Source organism: bacterium (assembly GCA_022763185.1).
Lineage (GTDB): Bacteria > Bdellovibrionota_G > JALEGL01 > JALEGL01 > JALEGL01 > JALEGL01.
The window spans coordinates 87,968-111,387 of the sequence record JALEGL010000009.1; the positions used below are offsets into that span (position 1 = coordinate 87,968).

23 protein-coding genes and 1 tRNA gene are annotated in these 23,420 nt (G+C 40.2%); 7 read left to right on the forward strand and 17 right to left on the reverse strand.

Annotated elements, in window-relative coordinates; translation table 11 throughout:
* Positions 1-4 precede the first annotated feature (4 nt).
* A complete protein-coding gene (locus tag MRY82_06455; GenBank protein ID MCI5072563.1) occupies positions 5-1,024 on the forward strand; it encodes a serine/threonine protein kinase in 1,020 nt (339 codons plus the stop codon).
* Between the two features lie 7 nt (positions 1,025-1,031).
* On the opposite strand, the gene queG is transcribed toward MRY82_06455, so the two are convergent.
* The 4 genes from queG to ftsH all read right to left on the reverse strand — a co-directional run bounded on the left by queG (position 1,032) and on the right by ftsH (position 5,808).
* A complete protein-coding gene (gene queG / locus MRY82_06460) occupies positions 1,032-1,961 on the reverse strand; it encodes a tRNA epoxyqueuosine(34) reductase QueG (GenBank protein ID MCI5072564.1) in 930 nt (309 codons plus the stop codon).
* Between the two features lie 41 nt (positions 1,962-2,002).
* Positions 2,003-2,326, reverse strand: a complete 324-nt coding sequence (locus tag MRY82_06465) for a cupin domain-containing protein (protein ID MCI5072565.1) — start codon at positions 2,324-2,326, stop codon at positions 2,003-2,005.
* Between the two features lie 106 nt (positions 2,327-2,432).
* Entirely contained in the window at positions 2,433-3,851 is a 1,419-nt protein-coding gene (locus tag MRY82_06470) for a sodium:solute symporter family protein (GenBank protein ID MCI5072566.1), read from the reverse strand.
* Positions 3,852-3,963: 112 nt separating this feature from the next.
* Positions 3,964-5,808 (reverse strand): ATP-dependent zinc metalloprotease FtsH, encoded by a 1,845-nt coding sequence (gene ftsH, locus MRY82_06475; protein ID MCI5072567.1) that lies wholly within the window; start codon positions 5,806-5,808, stop codon positions 3,964-3,966.
* A gap of 92 nt (positions 5,809-5,900) precedes the next feature.
* Between ftsH and MRY82_06480 the strand changes: the two genes are divergently transcribed.
* From MRY82_06480 to MRY82_06490, 3 genes are all read left to right on the forward strand, one after another.
* Positions 5,901-7,490: a DegQ family serine endoprotease gene (locus MRY82_06480; protein MCI5072568.1), complete on the forward strand. Its 1,590-nt coding sequence runs from the start codon at positions 5,901-5,903 to the stop codon at positions 7,488-7,490.
* A 112-nt stretch (positions 7,491-7,602) separates the two neighbouring features.
* On the forward strand, positions 7,603-8,520 hold the full coding sequence (locus tag MRY82_06485) for an RNA polymerase factor sigma-32 (protein MCI5072569.1): 918 nt from the start codon (positions 7,603-7,605) through the stop codon (positions 8,518-8,520).
* Positions 8,498-9,499 (forward strand): SGNH/GDSL hydrolase family protein, encoded by a 1,002-nt coding sequence (locus MRY82_06490; GenBank protein MCI5072570.1) that lies wholly within the window; start codon positions 8,498-8,500, stop codon positions 9,497-9,499. Before MRY82_06485 ends, MRY82_06490 begins: the two co-directional genes overlap by 23 nt.
* A gap of 24 nt (positions 9,500-9,523) precedes the next feature.
* Here the strand turns inward: MRY82_06490 and MRY82_06495 are convergent, their stop codons facing one another.
* Complete coding sequence (locus tag MRY82_06495; GenBank protein ID MCI5072571.1) at positions 9,524-10,873, reverse strand: MATE family efflux transporter; 1,350 nt, start codon at positions 10,871-10,873, stop codon at positions 9,524-9,526.
* A gap of 148 nt (positions 10,874-11,021) precedes the next feature.
* Between MRY82_06495 and MRY82_06500 the strand changes: the two genes are divergently transcribed.
* Positions 11,022-11,097, forward strand: a tRNA-Trp gene (locus MRY82_06500).
* Positions 11,098-11,167: 70 nt separating this feature from the next.
* Here the strand turns inward: MRY82_06500 and MRY82_06505 are convergent.
* The 6 genes from MRY82_06505 to MRY82_06530 all read right to left on the reverse strand — a co-directional run bounded on the left by MRY82_06505 (position 11,168) and on the right by MRY82_06530 (position 15,044).
* On the reverse strand, positions 11,168-11,893 hold the full coding sequence (locus MRY82_06505; GenBank protein MCI5072572.1) for a glutaredoxin: 726 nt from the start codon (positions 11,891-11,893) through the stop codon (positions 11,168-11,170).
* Between the two features lie 9 nt (positions 11,894-11,902).
* Positions 11,903-12,181, reverse strand: coding sequence for a metal-sensitive transcriptional regulator (locus tag MRY82_06510; protein ID MCI5072573.1), 279 nt, complete (start codon positions 12,179-12,181; stop codon positions 11,903-11,905).
* 6 nt (positions 12,182-12,187) lie between these two features.
* Entirely contained in the window at positions 12,188-12,547 is a 360-nt protein-coding gene (locus MRY82_06515; GenBank protein ID MCI5072574.1) for a hypothetical protein, read from the reverse strand.
* A gap of 9 nt (positions 12,548-12,556) precedes the next feature.
* Positions 12,557-13,012, reverse strand: coding sequence for a heavy-metal-associated domain-containing protein (locus MRY82_06520; protein MCI5072575.1), 456 nt, complete (start codon positions 13,010-13,012; stop codon positions 12,557-12,559).
* 19 nt (positions 13,013-13,031) lie between these two features.
* Complete coding sequence (locus MRY82_06525) at positions 13,032-13,658, reverse strand: hypothetical protein (GenBank protein MCI5072576.1); 627 nt, start codon at positions 13,656-13,658, stop codon at positions 13,032-13,034.
* Between the two features lie 168 nt (positions 13,659-13,826).
* Positions 13,827-15,044 (reverse strand): DUF2130 domain-containing protein, encoded by a 1,218-nt coding sequence (locus MRY82_06530; GenBank protein ID MCI5072577.1) that lies wholly within the window; start codon positions 15,042-15,044, stop codon positions 13,827-13,829.
* A 349-nt stretch (positions 15,045-15,393) separates the two neighbouring features.
* Here MRY82_06530 and MRY82_06535 point away from each other — a divergent pair, with 349 nt between their 5' ends.
* Positions 15,394-15,579, forward strand: coding sequence for a helix-turn-helix domain-containing protein (locus tag MRY82_06535; GenBank protein MCI5072578.1), 186 nt, complete (start codon positions 15,394-15,396; stop codon positions 15,577-15,579).
* Entirely contained in the window at positions 15,576-16,835 is a 1,260-nt protein-coding gene (locus MRY82_06540) for a type II toxin-antitoxin system HipA family toxin (protein ID MCI5072579.1), read from the forward strand. Before MRY82_06535 ends, MRY82_06540 begins: the two co-directional genes overlap by 4 nt.
* 61 nt (positions 16,836-16,896) lie before the next feature.
* On the opposite strand, the gene MRY82_06545 is transcribed toward MRY82_06540, so the two are convergent.
* The 6 genes from MRY82_06545 to MRY82_06570 form a co-directional block, all read right to left on the reverse strand.
* Positions 16,897-17,994, reverse strand: coding sequence for a hypothetical protein (locus tag MRY82_06545; GenBank protein ID MCI5072580.1), 1,098 nt, complete (start codon positions 17,992-17,994; stop codon positions 16,897-16,899).
* A 181-nt stretch (positions 17,995-18,175) separates the two neighbouring features.
* Positions 18,176-18,496, reverse strand: coding sequence for a hypothetical protein (locus MRY82_06550; GenBank protein MCI5072581.1), 321 nt, complete (start codon positions 18,494-18,496; stop codon positions 18,176-18,178).
* Positions 18,497-18,639: 143 nt separating this feature from the next.
* The gene (locus MRY82_06555; GenBank protein ID MCI5072582.1) at positions 18,640-20,121 is read right to left on the reverse strand and encodes a hypothetical protein; all 1,482 of its coding nucleotides are present in this window, start codon (positions 20,119-20,121) and stop codon (positions 18,640-18,642) included.
* A 123-nt stretch (positions 20,122-20,244) separates the two neighbouring features.
* Positions 20,245-20,625 (reverse strand): nuclear transport factor 2 family protein, encoded by a 381-nt coding sequence (locus MRY82_06560; protein ID MCI5072583.1) that lies wholly within the window; start codon positions 20,623-20,625, stop codon positions 20,245-20,247.
* A 231-nt stretch (positions 20,626-20,856) separates the two neighbouring features.
* Positions 20,857-22,071, reverse strand: coding sequence for a hypothetical protein (locus tag MRY82_06565; GenBank protein MCI5072584.1), 1,215 nt, complete (start codon positions 22,069-22,071; stop codon positions 20,857-20,859).
* Positions 22,072-22,352: 281 nt separating this feature from the next.
* On the reverse strand, positions 22,353-23,351 hold the full coding sequence (locus tag MRY82_06570; protein ID MCI5072585.1) for a questin oxidase family protein: 999 nt from the start codon (positions 23,349-23,351) through the stop codon (positions 22,353-22,355).
* Positions 23,352-23,420 lie beyond the last annotated feature (69 nt).

Consider the following 23,420-nt stretch of genomic DNA (forward strand, 5'->3'; position numbering starts at 1 on the left):
TGCTATGATGGATACCGATCAATCAAGTGTTTGGGGTGAAGAAACGCAGTATTTTTTTGACCTGGGCCCGGACCAGATTTTAAACGCTATCGAACAACAAGGCTATGTCTGTACAGGAAGATGCTTTGCGCTGAATAGTTTTGAAAACAGGGTTTATGAAGTAGAGATTGAAGCAAATACAGCACAGGATGCTCTAGCCCATAAAAAAGTGATCAAATTTTACCGGCCCGGTCGTTGGAGTAAAGCACAAATTTTAGAAGAGCACACGTTCTTGCTGGATTTGCATAGCCATGACATCCCTGTGGTGGCACCTGAACTTTTTCCAGATGGCAGCACCTTAAAAACAACCGACACCGGCATTCACTTTTGTGTTTTTCCAAAAGTAGGCGGTCGCTTATTGGAAGAACCCAATACCGAAGATTACCTACAGTTGGGGCGCCTTGTGGCACGTATTCATCAAGTGGGGCAGAGCAAGACTTTTCAACACCGCTTAAAACTTAACCAACAAAGCTTTGCTTTGGATCATTTGAAATTTCTAACCCAAGAATGGCAAAGCTTTCCCATGCACCACGCCCAGCATTTTGAACGCGTGGTTCATTCCATTGTAGATTACGCCAAACCCTTGTTTGCACAGTTCACTCCCATCCGCGTTCACGGCGATTGCCACTTTGGCAACATTTTAAAAAATCAGAAACAATTATCTTTTGTAGATTTTGATGATTGCATTTCTGCTCCTGAAATTCAGGACCTATGGCTTTTGGCCAAACTCACCGATCCCAAACCTTTTGCCAATGAAGAATTTAATACTTTGATTGAAGGCTATGAACAAATACGGCCATTCAATCCTGCACAAGCTCAATTGGCCGCACCTTTGCGTGCATTAAGAATGATTCATTTCTCAGCCTGGATTGCTCACCGTTGGCAAGACCCCGCCTTCCCACAAGCTTTCCCAGAGTTCAACAGTGAAAAATACTGGCAGGAACAGCTCAATGAACTACAGAACATTGTTCATCATTTTGACTAAATGTTCTTTAATCTTTTAAAGTTTTTTTCATTTTTTTCAACCCCGTTCTGTATAGACTTGTTCCGGCAAAGTGCTCTTTAAAACTTTCTTCAGTCATGGTTTGAATATCCTTAATGCTTATACCCACATGACTTTTAGGTAGAAAGTTAGGCTCATTGTGTGCGGGGGCTTTTCTATTCCAAGGACAAACTTCTTGGCAAATATCACAGCCAATCAGCCACCCCTCTTTATTTTCAGCAACATGCTTTGGCAAAGCTTCGTCTCTATTTTCTATGGTATGATAAGAAATGCACTTGTTGGCATTAAGCACATACGGCGCTTCAAAAGCTTGAGTTGGACAGGCATCCAAACAACGGGTGCAGGTGCCACAATGTTGTCTTAACATGGGAGGGTCTGCGTTTAATTCAAGCTCCAAAAGCACACAGGCCAACAAGGTATACGATCCCAGCATGGTATCAATCAGCATGGTGTTTTTACCAATCCAGCCTAATCCCGCCTGCACGGCATGATCTCTTTCCAATATAGGCCCCGTGTCCACGTAAATTTTGTAATCAAACTCTAGCTTTTGTTCCTGCATAAAAGTTTGCATGGCTTGCTTTAATTTTTTTTTCAAAAGCTTATGATAATCTTTGCCCCAAGCATAACGCGCAATTTTTGCCTGCGGGTTTTGCACGCTTTCTTCTTTAGGTTTGTAAGATATGCTGGCCATTAAAACCGTTTGACACTTGGGCATGAGTTTTTGAACATTGTGTCGTTTTTGTTTGCGTTCTTCTTCTGCCATATAATGCATGTTGCCGGCAAACCCTTTATTAACCCATTGAAGATAAGGTTCATAGCTTTGCACATCTTGCGCTTTACACAAACCCACTTTATTAAAGCCTTGTTTTAAAACATGCTCTTTAAGGGTTTTACTGTTTTTTTGAACTGATGACACCATATGAAACGGTACCCAAAGGTAGCCGGTACCTTTGGGTACTTTTATTTTTTCTGGGGAATGGATGTGGCAATTAAAATCACCATTTTTTGTTCGCTGATGTTAATGACACCATGTTCTTGGCCAGCATTAACATGAATGGCTGTGCCCGCTTCATATTCACGGGTAGTTCTGCCCACGGTAAAGCGGCAACGGCCTTCTAAAATAACATAGGTTCTATCTTGGTCCGGCAAAACTTGAGATTTTTGTGCTTGCCCAGGCTCAAAACACGCCAACTCGGTATGCAAGCGCTTGGACTTAAACATGGTCAAGGTTTGCATTTTTTCCGGCGAAAATTGAATGACATCTTTGAGTTGAACTGTTTTCACTCAAACCTTATACCAAATTATTATCAATTAGTGAATAGCAAAAGAGCACTTGCTTTATGGGCTTTAAGCATGCTTTTTTAAAACTAATCCAGTGGTACGATTATTTTTATGACTCTAAGCCAAATGGTTTTAACTTCTCAACACCTTGTTTGGGTGTAGCCAAACTTAAAACAATCAATAAAGTTAAAGATACGGTAATAGCCGGGATAACGGCATCAACTTGAAATGAATGATCAACCAGCTCCCACAACAAGGTGGTTGCTGTTCCGCCAATGATGCTGCCCAATGCACCTGCCGTTGTTGCTCTTTTCCAAAATAAGGCAGCCATCAATGCTGGGGTAATAGATGCACCATAAATGGTGTATGCATACAAGGCAACGGCTAAAAATTGATCTGAGAGCTGCGTTAAACCAAGAGCAATCAAACCTAAAACAATAACACTGGCTCTGGACACCAAAAGCATTTCTTTTTCTGAAGCTTTAGGTCGTAAAAAACTTTGATAAATATCCCGAGCAAAAGACGTTGCTGGGGACAGCAAATAGGAGTCGCCAGTAGAAACTACAACAGCCGCAATAACCGTAATCATAACCACTCCTAGAATCATAGGCACATGTTTGATGGCCAATACGGCAATCACCTTGCCTGGGTTGGCCAAATCAGGTTCTAAGACTTGGCCAATCATCGCCATAAAAATGATGGCTAGCTCAACAGCCAAAATACCCACAATCACAAACGAGACTGCTTTTTTGGCCGAACCTTCACTGCGCGCAGCAAAAAAACGCTGATACATGTTGGCATCGCCCAGCAACAATAAAAAGGCCGGTAAAAACAAGCCTAAAAAGGCGGTAAAACTAAAATCATGAAAGGGGTTAAAGTAACTTGATGGCAATTGATTGACAATTTCACCCATGCCACCCGCTTTAGAAATAAGAATGGGTAAAGCAATAAAGACCCCTACAATCATGGTCACACCCTGGATGACATCCGTATAGGCTACAGACAACAACCCGGCGGTAACCGTAAACAGTATGATAAAGCCTGCTGCCATGATGGTGGCATTGCCCACAGATATGGAAGGCTTGATTAAATTAAGCACGGAGCCTGCTGCTCTAAATTGATAAGATACAATGGTGGTATAGGCAATAATCAAAGCAATGGAGCCAAACAGACGCACCCATTTGTTGTAGCGGGTTTCCAGTAAATCTTGCAAAGTCAGTTGCTGCATGCGCCTCACTTTACCAGCCAACATGTACAATAAACCAAAACCTAAAACATCTGCCAGCAGCATTAAAGTAATGACCAAGCCAGCACTGTAAGCTTTTTCTGAATGACCAAACAGCGACCCACTGCCCATCCAAGTGGCCACCAAAGTTCCAAACACCACAAAACTAGGCAAGCTCCGACCTGCCACAGCAAAATCGGCCTGAGAATGCACCCGCTTACTTAAATATACGGCAACACCCACCAAAACCATCAAATAAGATATTACCCCGTAAAAATAGACACTGCTAACTTGAAAATCCATACAAAACAACTAACGCAAGGATGGACATGCAGCAAGGAAAAAATAGTTAGCGCTAGGCTTCTTGAGCGTTTTTCCGTGCTTTGTGCTCTCTAATTTTTAACTTGAATTGATGTTAAAACGCGACTTTACCGCCGGTGTGTTTGCTGACCAGCTCTTCAAACTCTTTGGCTTCAAGCACTTCTTTTTCCAGTAAGGTCTGAGCAACTTCTTCAAGCAGTTTGATTTGTTTTTTCAACAAAGATTTCACTGCATCCATTCTATCTTTTAAGAAACCTTTGATCTCTTGATCTACATTCTTCATGGTTTCTTCACTGAAGTCATCATACACCGTAGCCGAACCTAAAGATTCTCCCATACCATATTTGGTGATCATGCCTCTCACAATGGCACTGGCGCGCTTAAGGTCATCTGATGCCCCGGTAGAAATCTCTTTAAAAATGGTGTCTTCTGCGGCCTGGCCACCCAAAAGCACATCTACTTCTGCAATCAGCTCTGACTTGCTGGACAAGTACCTGTCTTCCACAGGAATGTTACGGGTATAGCCTAAAGCGCTTAAACCTCTGGGAATGATTGAGATTTTATGCACTTTATGCGCACTTTTATTCAACGCAGCAACAATGGCGTGGCCAGCCTCATGGTAAGCCACCACTTTTTTCTCATGCGGTCGAATGGTCATTTTTTTCTTTTCAAGGCCAACATAGGTTCTCTCAATGGCCTCTTCAAAATCTTCTGCCATAACCGTTTTACGTTTAAAACGGGCTGCCAATAAAGCCGCTTGGTTGATGACGTTGGCCAAGTCAGCTCCCACCATGCCGGTGGTGCCTTTGGCAACAACTTCTAAATCCACGGCATCATCCATTTTGATGTTTTTGGAATGCAGCTCTAAAATAGCTTGTCTTTCTTTAACATCCGGTTGACCCACACCAATCTGGCGGTCAAAACGACCGGCTCGCAACAAAGCCTTATCCAAAATTTCTGCCCGGTTGGTGGCCGCCAAAACAATAACACCGGCTTTAGAATCAAAACCATCCATCTCTACCAAAAGTTGGTTTAAGGTTTGCTCACGTTCATCGTGACCACCTAAGTTAGAGGCGGATCTTGACTTACCCACAGCATCCAATTCATCAATAAAAATAATGCAAGGTGCTTGTTTTTTGGCTTGCTCAAACAAATCACGCACACGTGAAGCGCCAACGCCCACAAACATCTCAACAAAATCTGAACCTGAGGCATAAAAAAATGGAACTTTGGCTTCACCGGCAACGGCTTTGGCCAATAAGGTTTTACCGGTTCCTGGAGGGCCCACCAACAATACCCCTTTGGGCAACTTGCCGCCCAAATGCGTAAACTGCTTGGGGTTTTTAAGAAAGTCTACAATTTCTACCAATTCATCTTTGGCTTCATCTTGCCCGGCCACATCTTTAAAGCGGGTTTTAATATTTTCTTGCGCCTGCATTTTATTTTTACTTTTACCAAAGCGCATAATTTCTGAACCCGGTCCTCCGCCCATACGCTTCATAAACAAGGTCCATAAGAAAAACATCAAGCCCAAAGGTAAGATCCAGGTCAGTAAAAAGTCTCTAAACGCACGATTTTGAATTTTATGCTCATAAGGCACTTGCTTTTCATCCAAAAGCTCAACCAGACTTTTATCTTCTGGAACTTTGACTGCCGATAAAGACGGCTCTATTTTCATCCAAGATGGCGCAGTAAACTTGCTTTCATGCTCAACACCGTCTTTGAGCTCTCCAATGACATAAGGATCAGAAAAGTAAACCCGCTTAAAAACATCTTGCTTAATTTTTGCCTTAAACTCACTGTAGGGAATTTTGTCCGGGCGACTGGGCGACATGAACAAGTTAATGACCAATAACAAGCCAAGGCCAATCAGTAAAAACTGCATGGGTGAACGTTTTGGGTTGGGTGATTTTTTATTTTTTTGTTTTTTTCTTTGCATAAAAATATCCTGGGGGCTTAATATAAGCTGAAATATACATTTGTCTATGCTTTGTTGACATTTAATGGGGATTTATTTTTAAGGAAAAAACAATGAAACACATACATGCACTAAAACCTTTATTTTTCACACTTTTTTTAATGTTGGGCTTGAGCGCTTGTGGAGAAAACGGACAAAGTTTTTTTGATAAGTGGAAACCTCAACACAACAAAAAAACATCTTCAGCAAAAACCTCAACTTCATCTAAAGACAAAGTTTGGGTTGAGGATGAAGAAAACACCCCTTTAACTGTTCCCTGGAAAGGTGGCGCTATTGCCGCTGACACTTTTATCAAAGTGGCCAAAAACTCTGATGCCGGCGTGGTCAATATAGGCACCACACAAGTGATCAAACAAAATCGTCCGCGCTTTTTTGGCAACCCCAATGGCCAGAACAACGACGCTTTTGAAGACTTTTTTGGTTCGGATATTTTTAAACATTTTTTTGGTGATCAAGGAGGGGAATCTCAGCAAGAAATCCAACGCCCCAGTCTTGGCTCCGGTTTTATCATTAACAAAAACGGCTTGATTGTCACCAACAACCATGTGGTAGAAAAAGCCAGTGAAATCACGGTCACCATTGGTCAAGACCGCGAATACAAAGCCAAGTTGGTGGGTGCCGACCCCAAAACCGATGTGGCTTTGATTAAAATAGAACCCAAAGAAGAATTGCAACCCTTGGTTTTGGGAGATTCTGATCAATTGCAAGTCGGTGAAATTGTGGTGGCCATTGGTAACCCTTTTGGGTTATCGCACACGGTGACTCAAGGTATTGTCAGCGCTAAAGAACGCACCATTGGTTTTGGCCCTTATGACAACTTCATTCAAACCGATGCCTCTATTAACCCCGGCAACTCTGGGGGGCCCTTGTTTAACCTTGAAGGCAAGGTCGTGGGAATTAACACCGCCATTGTGGCATCAGGACAAGGTATTGGCTTTGCCATTCCCATTAACTTGGCCAAAAATATTATTACCCAGCTTCAAGAAACAGGTAGCGTAACCCGCGGTTGGTTGGGCGTTTACATTCAAAAAGTTGATGATGAACATGCCAAGTTTTTAGGCTTACCCAACAACAGAGGCGCTTTGGTGTCTTCTGTTCAAAAAGACAGTCCAGCTGCCAAAGCTGGCGTAAAAGCTGGAGATGTTATTTTAAAAGTGGATGGTCAAGACATTGTTAACTTCAATGACTTGCCTAAGAAAATTGCCAATTTAAAAGTGGGCAAAAAAGTGACCTTAACCCTATGGCGCAACAAAAAAGAGCTGGATGTACCCCTAACCATTGGCAAACTTCCTGATGATGGTGAATTGGCGCAAAAAAATCCAAACCCTGAAAAAGAAGAAAAACCTTCCAACAAACCTGACCGCTTGGGTTTAATCACCCAAACCTTAACAGCTCCCATGCGTGGACAGCTAAAGTTGGATGAAGGCACGCAGGGCGTGATTGTTACCAGCATAGATCGTAGCAGCAAAGCCTTTGATAAAGGCTTGCGAGAAGGTGATGTTATTTTAAAAATCAATGAACAAGCCATAAAATCCAACAGTGACTACCGAGCTGTGCTTGATAAACTTAAAAAAGGCCAATCGGTTTTATTGTACACTGAGCGCCCCAAATTTGGCCGTCAGTTTATTGCTTTTACTTTATAAGCCCACGAAAATTTCTTAGGGGTAGCGCATGCTTAAGTGCGCTACTCTCAAGGCTAACATTTTTGACCTAAGCCTTATAATTTCTGCGCTTGACAAAAACCGCATACAGGCTATGTTACGTCCCATCATGACCGACGCACCGGTAGTTAAGAAAAAATCCAGTACTTTACCCAGCTTACAATCTGGCATGGATCATTACATGCAAGAAATTGGGCAGTTGCCTGTTCTTTCCCGTGAAGAAGAGTACGATTTGGCCATGCGTTGGTACAAACACAAAGACAGAGATGCCGCTGAAAAATTGGTGATTTCAAACCTGCGTTTTGTGGTTAAAATAGCACGTGAATATGCCAAATATGGCGTCAACATGTCCGAGTTGATTCAAGAAGGCAACTTGGGGCTGATGCATGCCGTGCAAAAATATGATCCGGAAAAAGGTTTTAGACTCATCTCCTATGCCGTATGGTGGATTAGAGCTTATATTCAAGCCTTTGTTTTGCGTTCATGGAGTATTGTCAGAACAGGTACCACCCGCGCCCAGCGCAAACTGTTCAGCTCATTACAAAAAGCCCGCAAGGAAGTTTCGGCCATGAATCCGAGTGCCGCCCCCACCAACAAACAGTTGGCTGCTGCTTTGGACATGGAAGAAGAAGATTTTGTGGCCACCATGGCCCGCATTCAAAGTAAAGACATGAGTCTAGACCAACCCCTTGGCAACGACGGTGATGAAAAACGCACCTTTGGCGACACCTTGGAAGACGAGTCCTCAGATATTGAAAGCCAGCTGGTCTCTTATGACTTATCTGAAATTGTGAAAGATAAGCTAGACAGTATCTATGATGAACTTAAGCCAAGAGAGCGTTTGCTTTTAGAAAAACGTTTATTGAGCGATGACCCCATGACTCTAGAAGCCATTGGTCAAGATTTTGGTGTTACTCGTGAACGGGTTAGACAAATTGAGTCCAGGCTTATGGATAAATTAAAAAAACACCTTTTACCCGCTGTTGGCAATGCTTACCTCAAACAAGATTGAACTTCCTACTTCTCAGACCTCAAACAGCTTTAAAAACATACATCGCAAGTCTTTAAAAAGTCTTGTTTTTTTATTTTTGATGTATTGTTTGTTCATTGGATTAAATTGCACCGGCGCATCAGAAGAACCTTTATTAGAACAAAATTGCCTAGACCAACAAGCTCAAATATGGATTGCTCACGGTCAAAGCAATATTCAGGGTGAACAATCCCCATCCGGCAATACACAAGGAAAAAACTTAGCCGAATCAATCGCGATGGAATTTAAAACATCTCAAGGCCTTGTTGCCTATGATGAAAGCAACGGCACCGGCATTGGTGAATGGAACATCGCAGGCTACCCCAGTTATGTATTGGCTGAATCAAAATATCACAGTTGGTACTACATGTTTGCTAAAACTTACCATGCTTTGACCAACAAACAAGTGATTGCCGTTCCTTTATATCGAGGCGCAACATCATTAACTGCCCAAGCCGCCAATAGCAATGAACCCGATAAATACTGGATCAACAATCCCACTTGGCCTGGCCTTGAAGCTGGCTATGCAAAAATCAGTCAAGCACGAGCAGCTCTGCCCAATGCCCCGGTTTACGTTTATATGTATGCCGGTGAATATGATGCTTTTGCTTTAAACAGCGGAAACTTGAGCAAAGCCAATTTTAAACAGCAATTGCGCAGTCATATTTTAGACTTAATTGCGCAAACCGGTGCCCAAAAAGTTTATGCCAGCATCATGCATGACCTTGCCAATGAAGATACTTTTATTTCAGGTGTTGATTTATTGGAAGAAGTACAACAAGAATTAGCACAAGAAATGCCCAAACAATTTACTTTGGTTTATCCAAACTCAAGAGCAGATCTGAAGCCTGAACAATTTCACCATCCAGGTGATTACATTCATTTAAATGCCGCTGGCTTGGATCGCTTAGGGGAACAAGTCGCCTTAGGTATAGCGCAAGATATGGGTTGCTATCCTTAACTAAACTTGCTCAAGTCCCCTTGTTCACAATATCACATTCTTGTTTTTTTGCCTTAGGACCAAAGCAAAGCGCAGCATATGCGCCAGTGACGTTAGAGCCAAAGCCAAAATCAAAACGCCCCAAACGCCTTCCCCGCCATAACCTAAAGTAAAGGCTGCGTGGTAACTTAAAGGTGCCCCAATCAACCAAAAGGTAAGCATGATCACAAAAAAAGGAACCTTGGTATCATTCACCCCTTGTAAAATGCCTACGCCCATGACCTGAGTCCCATCAAAAATTTGAAAGATGGCTGCATAATGCAAGAGTAGCGCTGCGTCTTGAATAACCTTGGCATCACTGGTGAATAAAGCTGCAATGGGTTCAGGAAAAAACCAAAACACAAAGGCTCCAGGCAACATCACCAAAAATCCGGTCAGAAAACCCAACCAACCAAAATAACGCACGCCTTCTAGATTTTTTTTGCCTTCTTCACGACCAATCCAAACCGTCATGGCCATGGATATGCCCATGGGAATCATAAAGCTCACTGAAGCCGCATTGATGGCCACTTGATGACTGGCCAAAGTATTCACCCCCAACCACCCCATAAGCAGCATGGAATAAATAAAAAAGCCCACTTCACCCAAACGCACGCCTGCCAGGGGCAAACCAATACGCAAAATATCTTTTGTTCTGGATAGACACAACCAGGCATCCTTACGAAACACATACAGCTCTTGGTATTTTTTGCCCTTGTTGATGTAACTCAACAAGGCCCATAACATCAAAAAATGCAAAACTGTAGTGGTCATGGCTGCACCCGCTGCTCCCATGCTGGGGATAGGCCCATAGCCAAAGACAAACAGCATATCCAAGGGAATATTTAATAGCGCCCCACCCAAGGCAATCCACATGGATATTTTCAAATCTCCCAAACCTTCGGTAAGTTGGCGTAAGGTAATAAAAGCAAAAACAGCCGGTATACTCAAAGCCAAGACTTTTAAATAGTCGCCAGCATAATGGAACAAACTGGGATCTTGTTTGGCCCAGGTTAAAATGGGTTCATAGGCATAAAACGCTAACCAAGTAATGAGTGTAAAAGGGATACACAGCAAAATACCCTGACAGACATACTGACCTATAATTTCTTTTTGCTCTGCCGCATAGGCCTGGGCAATCAAAGAGCGCAAAGCCAAAAGCACTCCCAATCCTAACAAAAAGAACACAATAAAAATACCATGGGCCACGGCCATGCTGGCCAAAGCTTGGGTAGAGTAATGTCCCACCACCATATTATCAATAATCCCCATGGCCATTTGCAATAAACTGGCAAAAATCAAGGGCGCAGAAAATTTTAAAATTTTTAAAACATCTTTTAATAAATGAACCAACATCACTAAACTCCTCAAGCAAACGCCCAGCATACACACGATAAGCATGTAAATAAAGATGTTTTTATCATTGATCTTTATTGCATTCGATTGTAATAAAGGTTTTTTAAGATTGAATAAATTTTTTATATTTTATCAATTTTAAAACTGTAGGCGAGTGGCTCAATTGGTAGAGCATCGGTCTCCAAAGCCGAGGGTTGCAGGTTCGAGTCCTGTCTCGCCTGCCATTTTTACACCTAAGGTTTCGTTGACTGTCCCAAGACATTATAAATCATTGTCTGCCAAACTGATTAAGCTTTATTTTATGAGTAGCCAAATTGACATACTGACCATGATTAAATTTTCAGATAGAGATATAAAGCCTAAGGGAACATTGCTTTTACCCCCAACACATGCGCACTTTAATTCTCTTTGATCAATATAAACGGCCTTTATCACAGAAATTGAGCCAATAAGACCTATAGTCAATGCCATTGCGCTTGATAATAGCGGCCAAAGATTTGCCAACATCAGTACACCGGCTGCAGCTTCCATGAATGGGTAAACATAAGCATAGGGGAGATATCTCATTCCCAATAAATCATAGGTGATAAACTGGTTTGTAAAAGCATAAAGGTCTCGCAATTTCAACATGGCTAAAAGACACATGCTCAAAGCTACAAAGTTCTCAAACAATTGAACTAAATTAACTTCAAGTAAAGAAAATTGTTGCATAGCCCACGCAATGAATAGTGCTATGATAAAAACAACTGTAACTGGGGTGTATGTGGTTTCTGGCTTTTCTTTGTACTGGTTAAAATATTTCAAAAGACTCTCGTAACCGCCTATACGCTTGTTATCGATGAATGCTTGCGGTGTTGTTTCCACACCGTGCTTTTCTTTAAATTCATCCGTTTCTTCTCGGCTTTTTAAATGTATATCTTTTACTTTATATCCTTGTTTTTTTAAAAGGTGTTTTGATCTTATTCCAAAAGGACAAATATGTTTATCTGTAACCATTCTATATAAAGTTGCTGTTTTCATAATATTTTTCTAGGTATTTTTTAAATACAGTTGCAAAAGTTCTTTTATTTTGCTTTCTTGTTCCTGATCATCGTTAGAAATATATGCATTTTTAACACAGTGTTTTAAATGCCCTTCAAGTAAAGCAGCTTCAAGAGACTTAATTGCTGACTTAATAGCTTTGGTCTGCTGCAAGATATCAGGACAATACTTTCTTTCTTTTATCATACGTGCCACACCATCGAGTTGACCTTTAAGTCTATTGATACGGTGCAATGTTTTTTTATGGTCAGGATTTTGGTTGTTCATTTTAAATTAACCTTTCATCAAAGGTAAAATATATCCAAAAAATACGCCTATGCAGTAAATAAAAACTGAAATTTTAAAGACCCTATGGGAAAAAATTTTGCTATCTGAGCAGGCTTGTTTTTTATCCACTGGACATGATATGTTTTCACGGTAAATATTCATTGCCCAGCTTAATAACAGTAAAATACCACCTATAATAAACACTAGATTTTTATTTTCTGATACCCAGACAATTTGAGGCACGTTAGATACCAAACCAGCCAAAACTGCACCTGCTCCTATAGAAACCAATAAGAAAGGCAAAGCACAACATAAAAGCGTTGCTGTTGATGTAAATAATGAAAAAACTGAAAGTATTTTTTTCATTTATTTCTCCTAGTGCTCATGATCATGCCTGTGTTCATGAGTTTGGTCATGCTTCATTTTCTCAATTTTTTTTACTGCTTCTTTCTTCTTTTTCTGATTTTTATGTTTTTGTTCTTTCTTTGCACTGCTTAGATCTGATCCTTTGGTTTTGCTGTCTCTCATTATCTCTTCTACTGAATAACCAGCATCAGCAATGGCTTTTTGAATAAATGCATCGTCTAACTGCTTGCCTTCCTTTAAGGTTAAGGTCACAATTTTACTGTCCATATCAACTTCAAATTTTGAAACAGCATCATTGCCTTTTTTCTTAAATTGTTTCTCAACTCCTTGCCCACACAAAGAGCAAACAAAGCCATTGACCTTAACTTTTATTTGTTCAGCTGAGTAGGCAGGCAAAAGCCCGAATAAAATCAGGGTGGCTGTATATAAACTCTGTTTAAATAAGTTTAAATTGATTTTTTTCACTTTTTTACTCCTCTGTTCATTAAAAATGAACCATTAAGTTTATGATTGGATGCCCTTTATGGTTGGCACCCATTTCCCAAAAAACATTTCTATAGAAAAACCTCAAAAGTGTACTGATCATCCATTGATCTTCCAGTTCAGGTGTGTAGTTTCCCCTTACAATCATCCATGATTGAAGATCTTCGTATCCAGCTAAATAAGGAGAAAGACCAAAAGAGGCTTGTGCTATATTTACGACTTCGCTGTTATCAAAGGTTCTTAAACTTCTAAAAGTTGCTTCAGTATAAATACGGCGCGTCTCATAATCGGCTTGAATTCCAGTTAAATAAGTAAAATGTGAATTATCATTCCAAAGGGCACCTGCACCCAACCAAGCATAAATATTTGCTTGAGAATCTTTTTTGTTCCAACGTTTAAGTAAAAAGTTTGTCTTAGCAAAAAGTGCATCCAAATCTTTTTTATTGTCTTCAATTCTGAAATAATGAGACCCTACTCCCCACCAGTACTTTATTGAATATGTAGTGATGGCTTCTGTTTTTCTTTCTTCATTCATCCATGTAATGGGTACTGAACCTTTAAATGACACTGGATGTGCAAAAAGTTTTAATGAGAATATTAAGCATGCTGTTAAAAGAATTTTCAACACATATATACTATATACTACTATACAGTATATTACAAATGTTAAAACAAAGGTGCCAGTAGCACCTAAATTTCTTTTATATTTATCATTAAATGGAACTCCAAAGCCGTGGGTTGCAGGTTCGAGTCCTGTCTCGCCTGCCATTTTTTCTTAGGAACTATCCGTAAATGGCTATTCATTTTTGAGTTCATCAAACTTTGCTTTCATGGTTGGATTGTTTTTGGTTAATTTTTTTACACTCAAATCATCCGCTTTGTCATTGGCAATTCTTAAATTGTTCTCTGAGCTGAGCAGGCTTTTTTTGGTCTTTTCTAACTGGGCAATGGATTTATCGATGCTTTCTATGGCTGCTTGAAATTTTTCTGAAGCCAACCTGAAATTACGACCAAAGGAATCCCTAAAGTCTTCCAATTCTTTTTCAAAATGGGTGACATCAATGTTTTGAGCTTTCACCACTTCAAGCTCAGCTTTGTACTGCATGGAGTTCATGGCTGCATTTCTTAACAAAGTAATCATGGGAATAAAAAATTGTGGGCGAATCACATACATTTTGGGATATTTGTGTGACATATCGACAATACCGGTATTGTACAGATCATTGTCTCCTTCAAGCAGGGAAACCAGCACAGCATATTCACAGCCCTTCTTATGTCTGTCTGCATCCAACTTGGCCAAAAAGTCTTCGTTCTTTTTTTTGCTGGCTGTTTGATCGGCTTCGTTTTTCATTTCAAACATGATGCTGATCAGTTCTGCCTGCTTGTCTCCTAGCTCACGATAAATATAGTCGCCTTTGCTTCCAAGAGAGGCATCGTTGTCTTTTTCAAAGTAGGCGTTTTGAAAGGCTGTGGCTCTGAGTTTATTGAATTCAATCTCACAATGCTGCTCCAAACTTTCACCCAGCATTTTGGTGCTCATCTTGGCTTTTAGATCTTTGTAGTAGGCAATCATCTCTTCTTTGCTCTTGAGCTCTGATTCGTATTTATCCTTTAGGCTTGTTTCTCGTAATTTTTGTTCGGTTTCTTTGCTTTGTAGCTTGTTGGCCAGAGCATCTCGCTCTTTTTCCAAGGTGTTGACAGCTTCACTCAGCGCCAGTTTTTTATGGGTCTCAGCCGCATCCACTTGTGCTTGAAGCTTCATGATTTTTGTGTTTTTTTCAGATTCTAAATCAGAGAACTGCTTTTGCAGTTTTACAAACTCGGTGCGCAATTCACTCTTGGTTTTTTCTTCTGCCAGTTGCACGGCGCTGGCTTTTTCTTTTTCAGCCAATTCCAAGCGATCATGCAGCTCTTTTTCAAACTCGCTGTTGTGAACCTGCTTTACAATTTCTGCATAACCGGCTTCATCAATTTTAAAGGCTTTTTTACAGTGCGGACATTTAATTTCATTCATCGCTCATCCAAGTTTTTTATATTTATAGTTTTTAACATCAGTTTTTTCTAAGTTCATAGCACTTCCTAAACTAAGTTTTTTTATGCGTATACATTCCTGCCTTACCTATTTATCATCTTAGTTATTGCATATTTTGATTTAAAGACAAACTCGACATGCGAAAAAGATGACGATAGGCTGTTGAAACAACTCTTAATTCTCTCTATAGTGAGAATTGAGAGCCTTGCTAGGCTACACTCTATACATTCTCTCTATACTGAGATTTTTCTTGAATTCACAGCTTTATCTTGTTATTCTCATTATAGTGAGAACTGTAAACATCACCATAAACAATGAACGAACGCTGGGTTTGGCCATAAAACAGAGAAGAAAAGAGCTGGGCTTAACCCAAAAACAGGTGGCCAAGTTTTGCCAGCTTTCTTTCAATGGCCTCAGTCAAATTGAACTGGGCAATCAGAGTATTCGACTGAATACACTGATACGATTATCTGAAATTCTTGGCTTTACCGTAAATCTAGAAATGGAACGCGTATGAACACTTTATTTGTGTTCTTTGAAAACCAAGTTGTGGGGCAACTTAGAAAAGATGCCGAAGGGGTTTTGTCGTTTCAGTACAGCTCAAATTGGCTGGATCATTCCCAAGCTTTTCCCATCAGTTTATCCCTGCCTCTGCAAAAAGAGCCTTTTAAAAATTACCTGACCAAAGCGTTTTTTGAAAACTTGATGCCTGAGGGAGATGTCTTGCATGACTTAAAAATGCAGCAAAACACAGTAGAAGTGTTTGAGTTTATGCAGTACTACGGCCAAGACTGTGCTGGAGCCATGACAATCCATAGTCATGATAGCATTAAAACTATACCAGCAAAGCCACTAAAAGAAATTGATCTCAATAAAATCTATAGCGCTTTAAAAAACCATCAGTCTATAGCCAGTGAAATTGCCAATCAAAACCCTGGTTATCTTTCCATTGCCGGCGCTCAAGACAAGTTTCCATGCATTTATCAAGATGGAAAAGTTTTTTTACCGCAAGATCATTCACCCACAACGCACATTGTTAAAGCTCCCATTTGGCGTTTTGGCGTTACTGAGTCTGTATTTAATGAATACTTTTGCATGCAGCTTGCAAAAAGAATTGGTTTAACTGTAGCCAACTGCTCTATCTTAGAAGGCCCATACCCCCTTTTTATTGCTGAGCGCTATGACCGACAACAAAACAAAGATCAAACATATTTTAGACTGCATCAAGAAGATCTCTGTCAAGCTCAAGGAATTTTGGCTGAAAATAAATATGAGAATAAGGGGGGCCCCAGCCTAGTAGACAACTATCAAATCTTAAAAAAACACATCAATCCTTACGATAGATTTTTTGCTCTTGAACACTACTTGAAATGGGTCATGTTCAATCTCATCATTGGCAACAATGACTCGCATTCAAAAAACATCTCACTTCTTTTACATGCAGACAAAGGCTATACCTTGGCCCCTTTTTATGACCTTTTATCGACCGCTGTTTACCCTAAGTTGGTTTCTCACTTTTCTTTTAAAATTGGGGGTCGTGATCAATTTTCAAAAATAGGAAAAAACCAATTGCTGGCACAAGAAAAAACTTTAGGTTTAAGCCAAGGTGTTTTACTTGAAACCCTGCAAAAAACGGCTGACTCAATTCAAAATCAACTTCCTATATTACTTGAAGAATCACAAAACACCTGGCCACAAGTCAAAGTGTTTAATAAAATATCAAACCTGATCCAAAAAAGAATGAAGAGTCTTCATATGCAAAAAGCTCTTTAAAATAATGTTTTAGTCAATCGTTCTTTTTGTATTTACTGCATCAAAAGTTACAGCAACAAACTTATAACTCTCCATAATAATTAACCGTTAAACATCTGGCGGCTCCGCCTAAGAAAGCTTCATGCATGGATACTGGGAATGAGAATACCTGTTTTTTTATGCCTGCAGCATCAAGTAACCTGTTTATTTGCTTTTGGTAGTCTTGATTTAAATCATGGATTTGCCGGGCTGTTGGTTCTGCTTTTTGGCTATCATCAAAAAATTCTTTGTGTGTGTACTGCGGTACAATTAAACTTTCACTCAACAAAATCCAATTGGTGGGGGATAAAACAATATAATTTTTTTCCTGAGTTTCTAGGTTTTCTGAGGCTTTGAACATGCTGCTTAAACTGTCTGGTTTAGTTGTTAAGGCATAATGGTTGAATGGAAGAATACATGAAAACTTTGTTTGAATACGGTGAACTTTAACCTGCGTTTGTTTTAAGTTTTCTCTAAGGCTGTTGGCAATATTATCAAGCCTTGCTTTGTTAAACATGTTGATTTCAAGCGTTTCTGTGTCATTTGGTGCAATTAAACCGGCATCAATACAGCTTTGGGTATCAATATCCATAACAGCAAGGTTGTTTGCATCGATAAAATTCATGAAGGTATCTATGTGATTGTTGTTATGTTTAAAACCAAAGTAGCTAAAATCAATGTCAAGGAAACTTTGGCAGTTGAACACAGCCTTCCATTGATCTTGGCGACTTAACTTTTTTACATCTCTGCTGGCAACTATACACAGGCCTTGATGATTGGAAATAAAGTTGCCGCCTTGCATTGTTGGCATATTCTCTATGCTTATGGCCGCTTCTGCCAAACTCAGTACATCTGCCAACTGACTTGTATTTGCATATTTTAAATTTAACGTTTTTTGATCTAAGCCTACAATTTCATCCCTTAACCAAGGATGCATAAAAACATCTGTTTTTGGCTGAAAATAACTTATATGAACAGCTATATTGTTGTTTTGCGTATAGCTTTGAAGCTCTTCTAATTCATTTTCATCCTGCGTGACAAGCAACACATTCCCGTGTGTGGCACTTGATAAAACCTCTAGACGTTTATACAGCATGCTTTGAGACACACCATAATCTTTTCTCATATCTGCTGTTGACATCACTAGCCCTTCTTGGGCCATGCTCACTTGATAAAGCAAAAACATGCACAGAATCATGCACTTGCTATAAATTTTATCTCTCACTCTTAAGAGTATACCTTGTTTAAGCTTTGAATTACAAGCTGCTTCTAAAAAGGGCTATACGTGTACACACCATGCTTAATGATCACTATTCACTCAGCTAACACCTACAACTTGGACTGGGTGTACCATCACAGCAAAGCTTTCTTCCATCTGCTGCACACCCACATACACCCTTATGATGTGAACAACAGCCTCTTTGTTTCAAGTCTGCATTTATTATCAAGGCCACTTTCATGCCACCATGATCCATTGGGCAAGTCTTGCTGCTGGATGCAAGATCCTGCATATCAAAAATCGTACTCACAACTCGCTTGTCACAATCCATCATGGGTTGTTCTGCTTTAGCTGTTGAAATTTTTAAGAAAGAGGTACTTAAAAAGAGAACAAGTAAGGTATTGAAAAAAGTTTTTTTAAGCATCTTTAAAGTATACAAAAGAAAAACTTATAAAAATAGATGGAATGTTTTTTACATGGGTAAGCTTTTTTCTGTCAACAAAGGTTGCCCAAAAAATAGCTATGGAGAAGGCAGCAAGCTACTCTAGCTCCATAGCTGTTTAATTTTTATTTTCTGTATTCACTAAAGAAAAGGAAGTCATTGCCCATGCCATCACTTTGTTCCCAAACAATCATGGCTTCTCCATTATCAGATCTGGCAACCTTGGCATCTCTTGAATGCCCTACCGCTTTACTGATCACATATTCCGTATCTGTAGCTGAGCTTGGATGATACCATACACCATTGATGTATTCGCTGAAGAAAATTTGATTGGTGGGCTCCTCTTGTGGGTCATTGATATCTGAATTTTGCTCCCAAGCAACAACCGCATTGCCTTCACTGTCCATGGCAACGTTAGGGGTATCAATTCCCGAATAGAACGGGTCAATCCAGCCTGGATTGATTGCATCATTTTCATCTACAGGGTGGGTCCAGGCTCCATTTTGATAGTGACTTAAAAACACACTGTCTCCATCAGGACTGGATTGTTCCCAAACAATGATTGTATTGCCTTGTGCATCCATATCCAACTCAATCCGCTCTGCGTTGTAATCATCCAAGCTTATATAGTCTCCAGCTGAAGGATGATTCCAAGAACCATTGCGGTACTCACTGAAAAACAAATGATCATCCACATCGTTATCTTGAATCCATGCTATGATGGCCTCTCCATTATCAGATAAAGCAACTCTCAAGTAGTCCTCTTCTAAAACATCTTCTAGATCTGGGCTGATGGCTTCATTGATAGCAGGATGGTCCCATGAACCGTTGCGATACTCGCTAAAATACACGGCAAGATCAGAACTCAAATCCTCTTGTAACCAGGCAATGACTATTTCACCACTATCATTCATATCCAACATGGGCCCTTCATCAACATCTGTATCTACAGGGGAGATGGCATCCATAAGATTTGCTGGGTGCATCCAAGAACCATTGCGGTATTCACTTTTATAAACACGATCTACAAGACCATCATCTTGAGTCCAGGCAATGATGGCATTGCCGTTATTGTCCATGGCAAGATCTGCATCTGACACACCGGTACCGCTTGGATTAAAATAATCATTTAGATCCGCTGGGAAGCTCCATACCCCATTGCGATACTCAGCTTTATAGTAGTTGTCTTCTGTACCATTGTAATGGCTCCAGATGATGATAGCATCACCAGCATCATCCAATGCAACATGAACATCATCAACGTTATATGTACTTAATAAATCAAGGTAGTCTGTAATGTTTTGCGGGTGGGTCCACAGTCCATTGCGGTACTGACTCATGTATATGTTACGTCGTAAACCATCGTACTGGCGCCAAACAATGAGCGTTTCACCGGAGCTGTTCATCACCACTTGGTGATCACTCACAAAGTAACTGGGGCCTTCAATACTGATATAATCCGTGGCTGAACTGGGATGGGTCCACATTCCTGACTCCTCCTCCTCAAAAGGGGCAACCTGAAATCCGCAGTTGGACAAAAATACCGACAGCATTAGAGTGGATAAGACAAAAAGTTTTTTACGTGAAAATAATGTTAATCTGTTCATAGCTAAAATAATACTTTCTTTTTAAAGAAACACAATTTTTAAATGTTTTTATTCCAGCATACCGGTACTGCCGGCTATTGAAGGCTTTGTTGATCAACATCACATTCCATAGCCGACAAATTTTTATTGATCGTTGTCGGTGGTATAGAAAAACTCTTCACGAACAATTTTATTGTTTTCAACCGTGTACATGGCCACTTCCGACATTTCAAAGCGTTGGCCGCTTTCTTTGTTGGTCACATCAAATTTAAAGTTGACGGCAAACTGATTGCCATTTGGATACGGTCCATCCACCGTGGCCGTATGCACCTCGTGCGCATTGTACCACCACTCATTTTTTTGCTTGATGGCATCTAAACCCTTTTGTTCTCTGCCAATATTGGGCATGTCCATGGCTTCAACACTGACGATATTTTCATCATACAAGCTGTCCAAAGCTTCCATGCCTTTACCGGCCTGACACAATTCCACCAACTTCTTACCTACATTGTATACGTCTGACATACATTCTCCTTATTAATTATTAGAACCAAAAATAGTGCATTCATAGTATACGGCCAAAAATAATTTTGACCAGCATTAAAAATTTAGCCTGCCCTAAAACAGACACTTTAAAACAAACATTGAAAAACACAGATGCCATTTAAAGTCTTTATTTTTGTTTCTGCATTCCAAAAAAAAAGCTGGGTTAAAACCCAGCTTTTTATAAGACTTCATTTAGCGTTGTGTTGAAAGTTAACAGTTACCTTCATCTGGCTTGAAAGTAATTTTAATTTGATCTCCTGCTTCACCAGCGCTTTGAGCATTGATGGTAATCCGTGTAAGCTCATCACCTGTATTGGCAACCTTAATGCTAACGTTATACTCAGTATCACTCAACACGCTGCCTGCCACTTTGACTTCTAGGTTGTCATCTTCACAAGCTTTTTGCGAAAGGTCAAACACGGTTAAAATTTGCGCCGCTTGCGATGCACCTTGTGCAACCGGTTCCAATGCTTGGTTAAAGGTATCTTGCGCTGCTGGACTTGAATCAGCTGCCTGCGCCAAACTTAAAGGAACATACTCACCGTTGAGTATATCAATGGCTTGATTGTACCCATGGGTAATTTGACCTGTACCATCACCGGATTGTCGAATACCAATCAAGGCGTAATAGGTTTGCAACGTCCCTTGGAAACTTGTTACAGCATTGGTGATGGTTGTACTATCCCAGATGCGAACACCTGTAGAAAGGTCACTGTAAAAATCATAGCGGAATCTGGCTTCTGAACAGCTTGATTCGGCTAAACCCATGGGCGTTAAATCAAAGTCGACTCCGTTGCATGATGCAGTTCCATTGGATTCAGAATAATCATTCTCATCAGCAACAAAAATGGTAGCAAAGGCCGCATTGTCTCTAAAAAAGCCATTGCTGACGTAAGTACCTCTTTGCGATCCAACAGCTCTCAACAGAGCCATCAAACCGCCTTCACCATCTGTACCGGTTAGGTTATCAATGGCCACTTGAAAGTTATCACTGACGGCTGAAACCATACCAACTGTGCTGGCAAAATCGGATGAACAAACAACTGGTGACTGCATTGAGTTATTGAGCAAGTGATTGGTAGGACTGTCTTCTGGGTAAGCGTAAGAAATACCCACACATAGGTCTACATCTTCATTATCCACAATTTCTCCCACAAAATCACTAAGGGCAGACTGAACGGCTTCAATTTCATCCGCCATGGATCCTGAACCGTCCACAATAAACAAAAGGTCCAGCTTTGGATCTGGCACCGCTACCTGTGTCCATGTGGATGCTAGTAAACCACCACCGGCATCAATGGTTGTATCCGGCGTGTTGACGCCGTTTCTTCCACCAATCATAAAACCGGTTGAGTTTTCACTTAAACACGACGACATGAATGTCACCGCCGTTGCTAAAACCATTAAACTCAATTTTTTATACATACGCTCATAGCCTTTCTTTTTTTGATTCGTGCCTAATATATTCAAGATTTAGGCCAAAATCTAAGTATTTGTTTTTATTTGCTAAAAAATAATTTTTCTTCAAATTGCCTTAAATCTGCTCTGCCTATTTTTCAGCAGTGCTTAAGTTTTGCTCACTTTTAATGTCACAGCCTGAAGTCTATTTTATACGAATTGCCCCACTTGTTGCAAGTCTTATCAGACAATAAACCTTTAATCTTCTATTTTTTAAGAAAAGATTTTTTGACTTCCTTTATTGTTGATCATTCAATTAAACCCATTTTCAACGCTGCCCCATACCTTAACCGCTGATCTATATCTTTGCGGTTCTTTATACTCAAAATATGAACCAGTTTAATAACATGCTCCTCATTGCTTTGTATGGCTTTAGCCGTCAGTTTAGGCCAATCTGGAAACTTCATGTCAGGGTATTGCCAATCAAAATCAACCTCAATGCTGCCTGTTGTAGACAGGTAGGCAGCCAACAAAGCTTTCCACATTAAAATTCTTGCGATTTTTGGTTTTGCGGAAAACTTTTGTAGAGCTTCAAAAGCATGATGAGACGTAATGGCATGCAATAAGGTAAAATTATTATTTTGTGAAAATAGCCATAACAAGGCCGATTCAAGTTTTGAGGCCTCTAAATCATCATAGAACAGCTGTGCAGACAAGTCTTTAAACATAGGATTATGCGCTACAATGGCCATCCGTTGCGCAATATTAGGGGCCACAATTTTTTTACCTTGGTTAAAGTCTTGCTCCCTAAAGCGCTTTAAAAGATCAAGCATGCTGACTGTGTTTGTTAGCTTTGAATCTAAACCCAAGTCCAAATAACTTGTGGCCCAACTGGCCAAACTGATCACGATCTCCTCCTTTATATTGAACCGAACAGCATAAAATAATCTGATGAGTGGATGAAAAGCTGCCGCTGCTACACCTGGCATCAGTTGATCAAAATAGTGTGCAATCATTTTGTCTTGACCCAAGTGTTGCATTTCGGTTTTAAAAAATTGAACATAGGCTGTTTCATATTCATGGTTACCCAAGTGCTCTCTCCAATTATCACTTGCAATCTTTAATGAAGATGCTGATTTTGCTCTAAGTTTTGCCGCACTTTTTTGATAAAAACTTTCTAAGCGTTTATCGCTGGCCCCCATTTCTTTAAGAGCAAGTAAAGCCATGGGGGTATGGGTATAGAGTTGGGTTTTATAATAGGTGCTGTATTGAGCATTATGTTTTTGAATCAATCTCTGCGCTAACATGTTCTGATCTTAAGCGATTAAGAGAAAATGTTTTAACTTTTTATTTCTATGACACCATAGAAAGATACT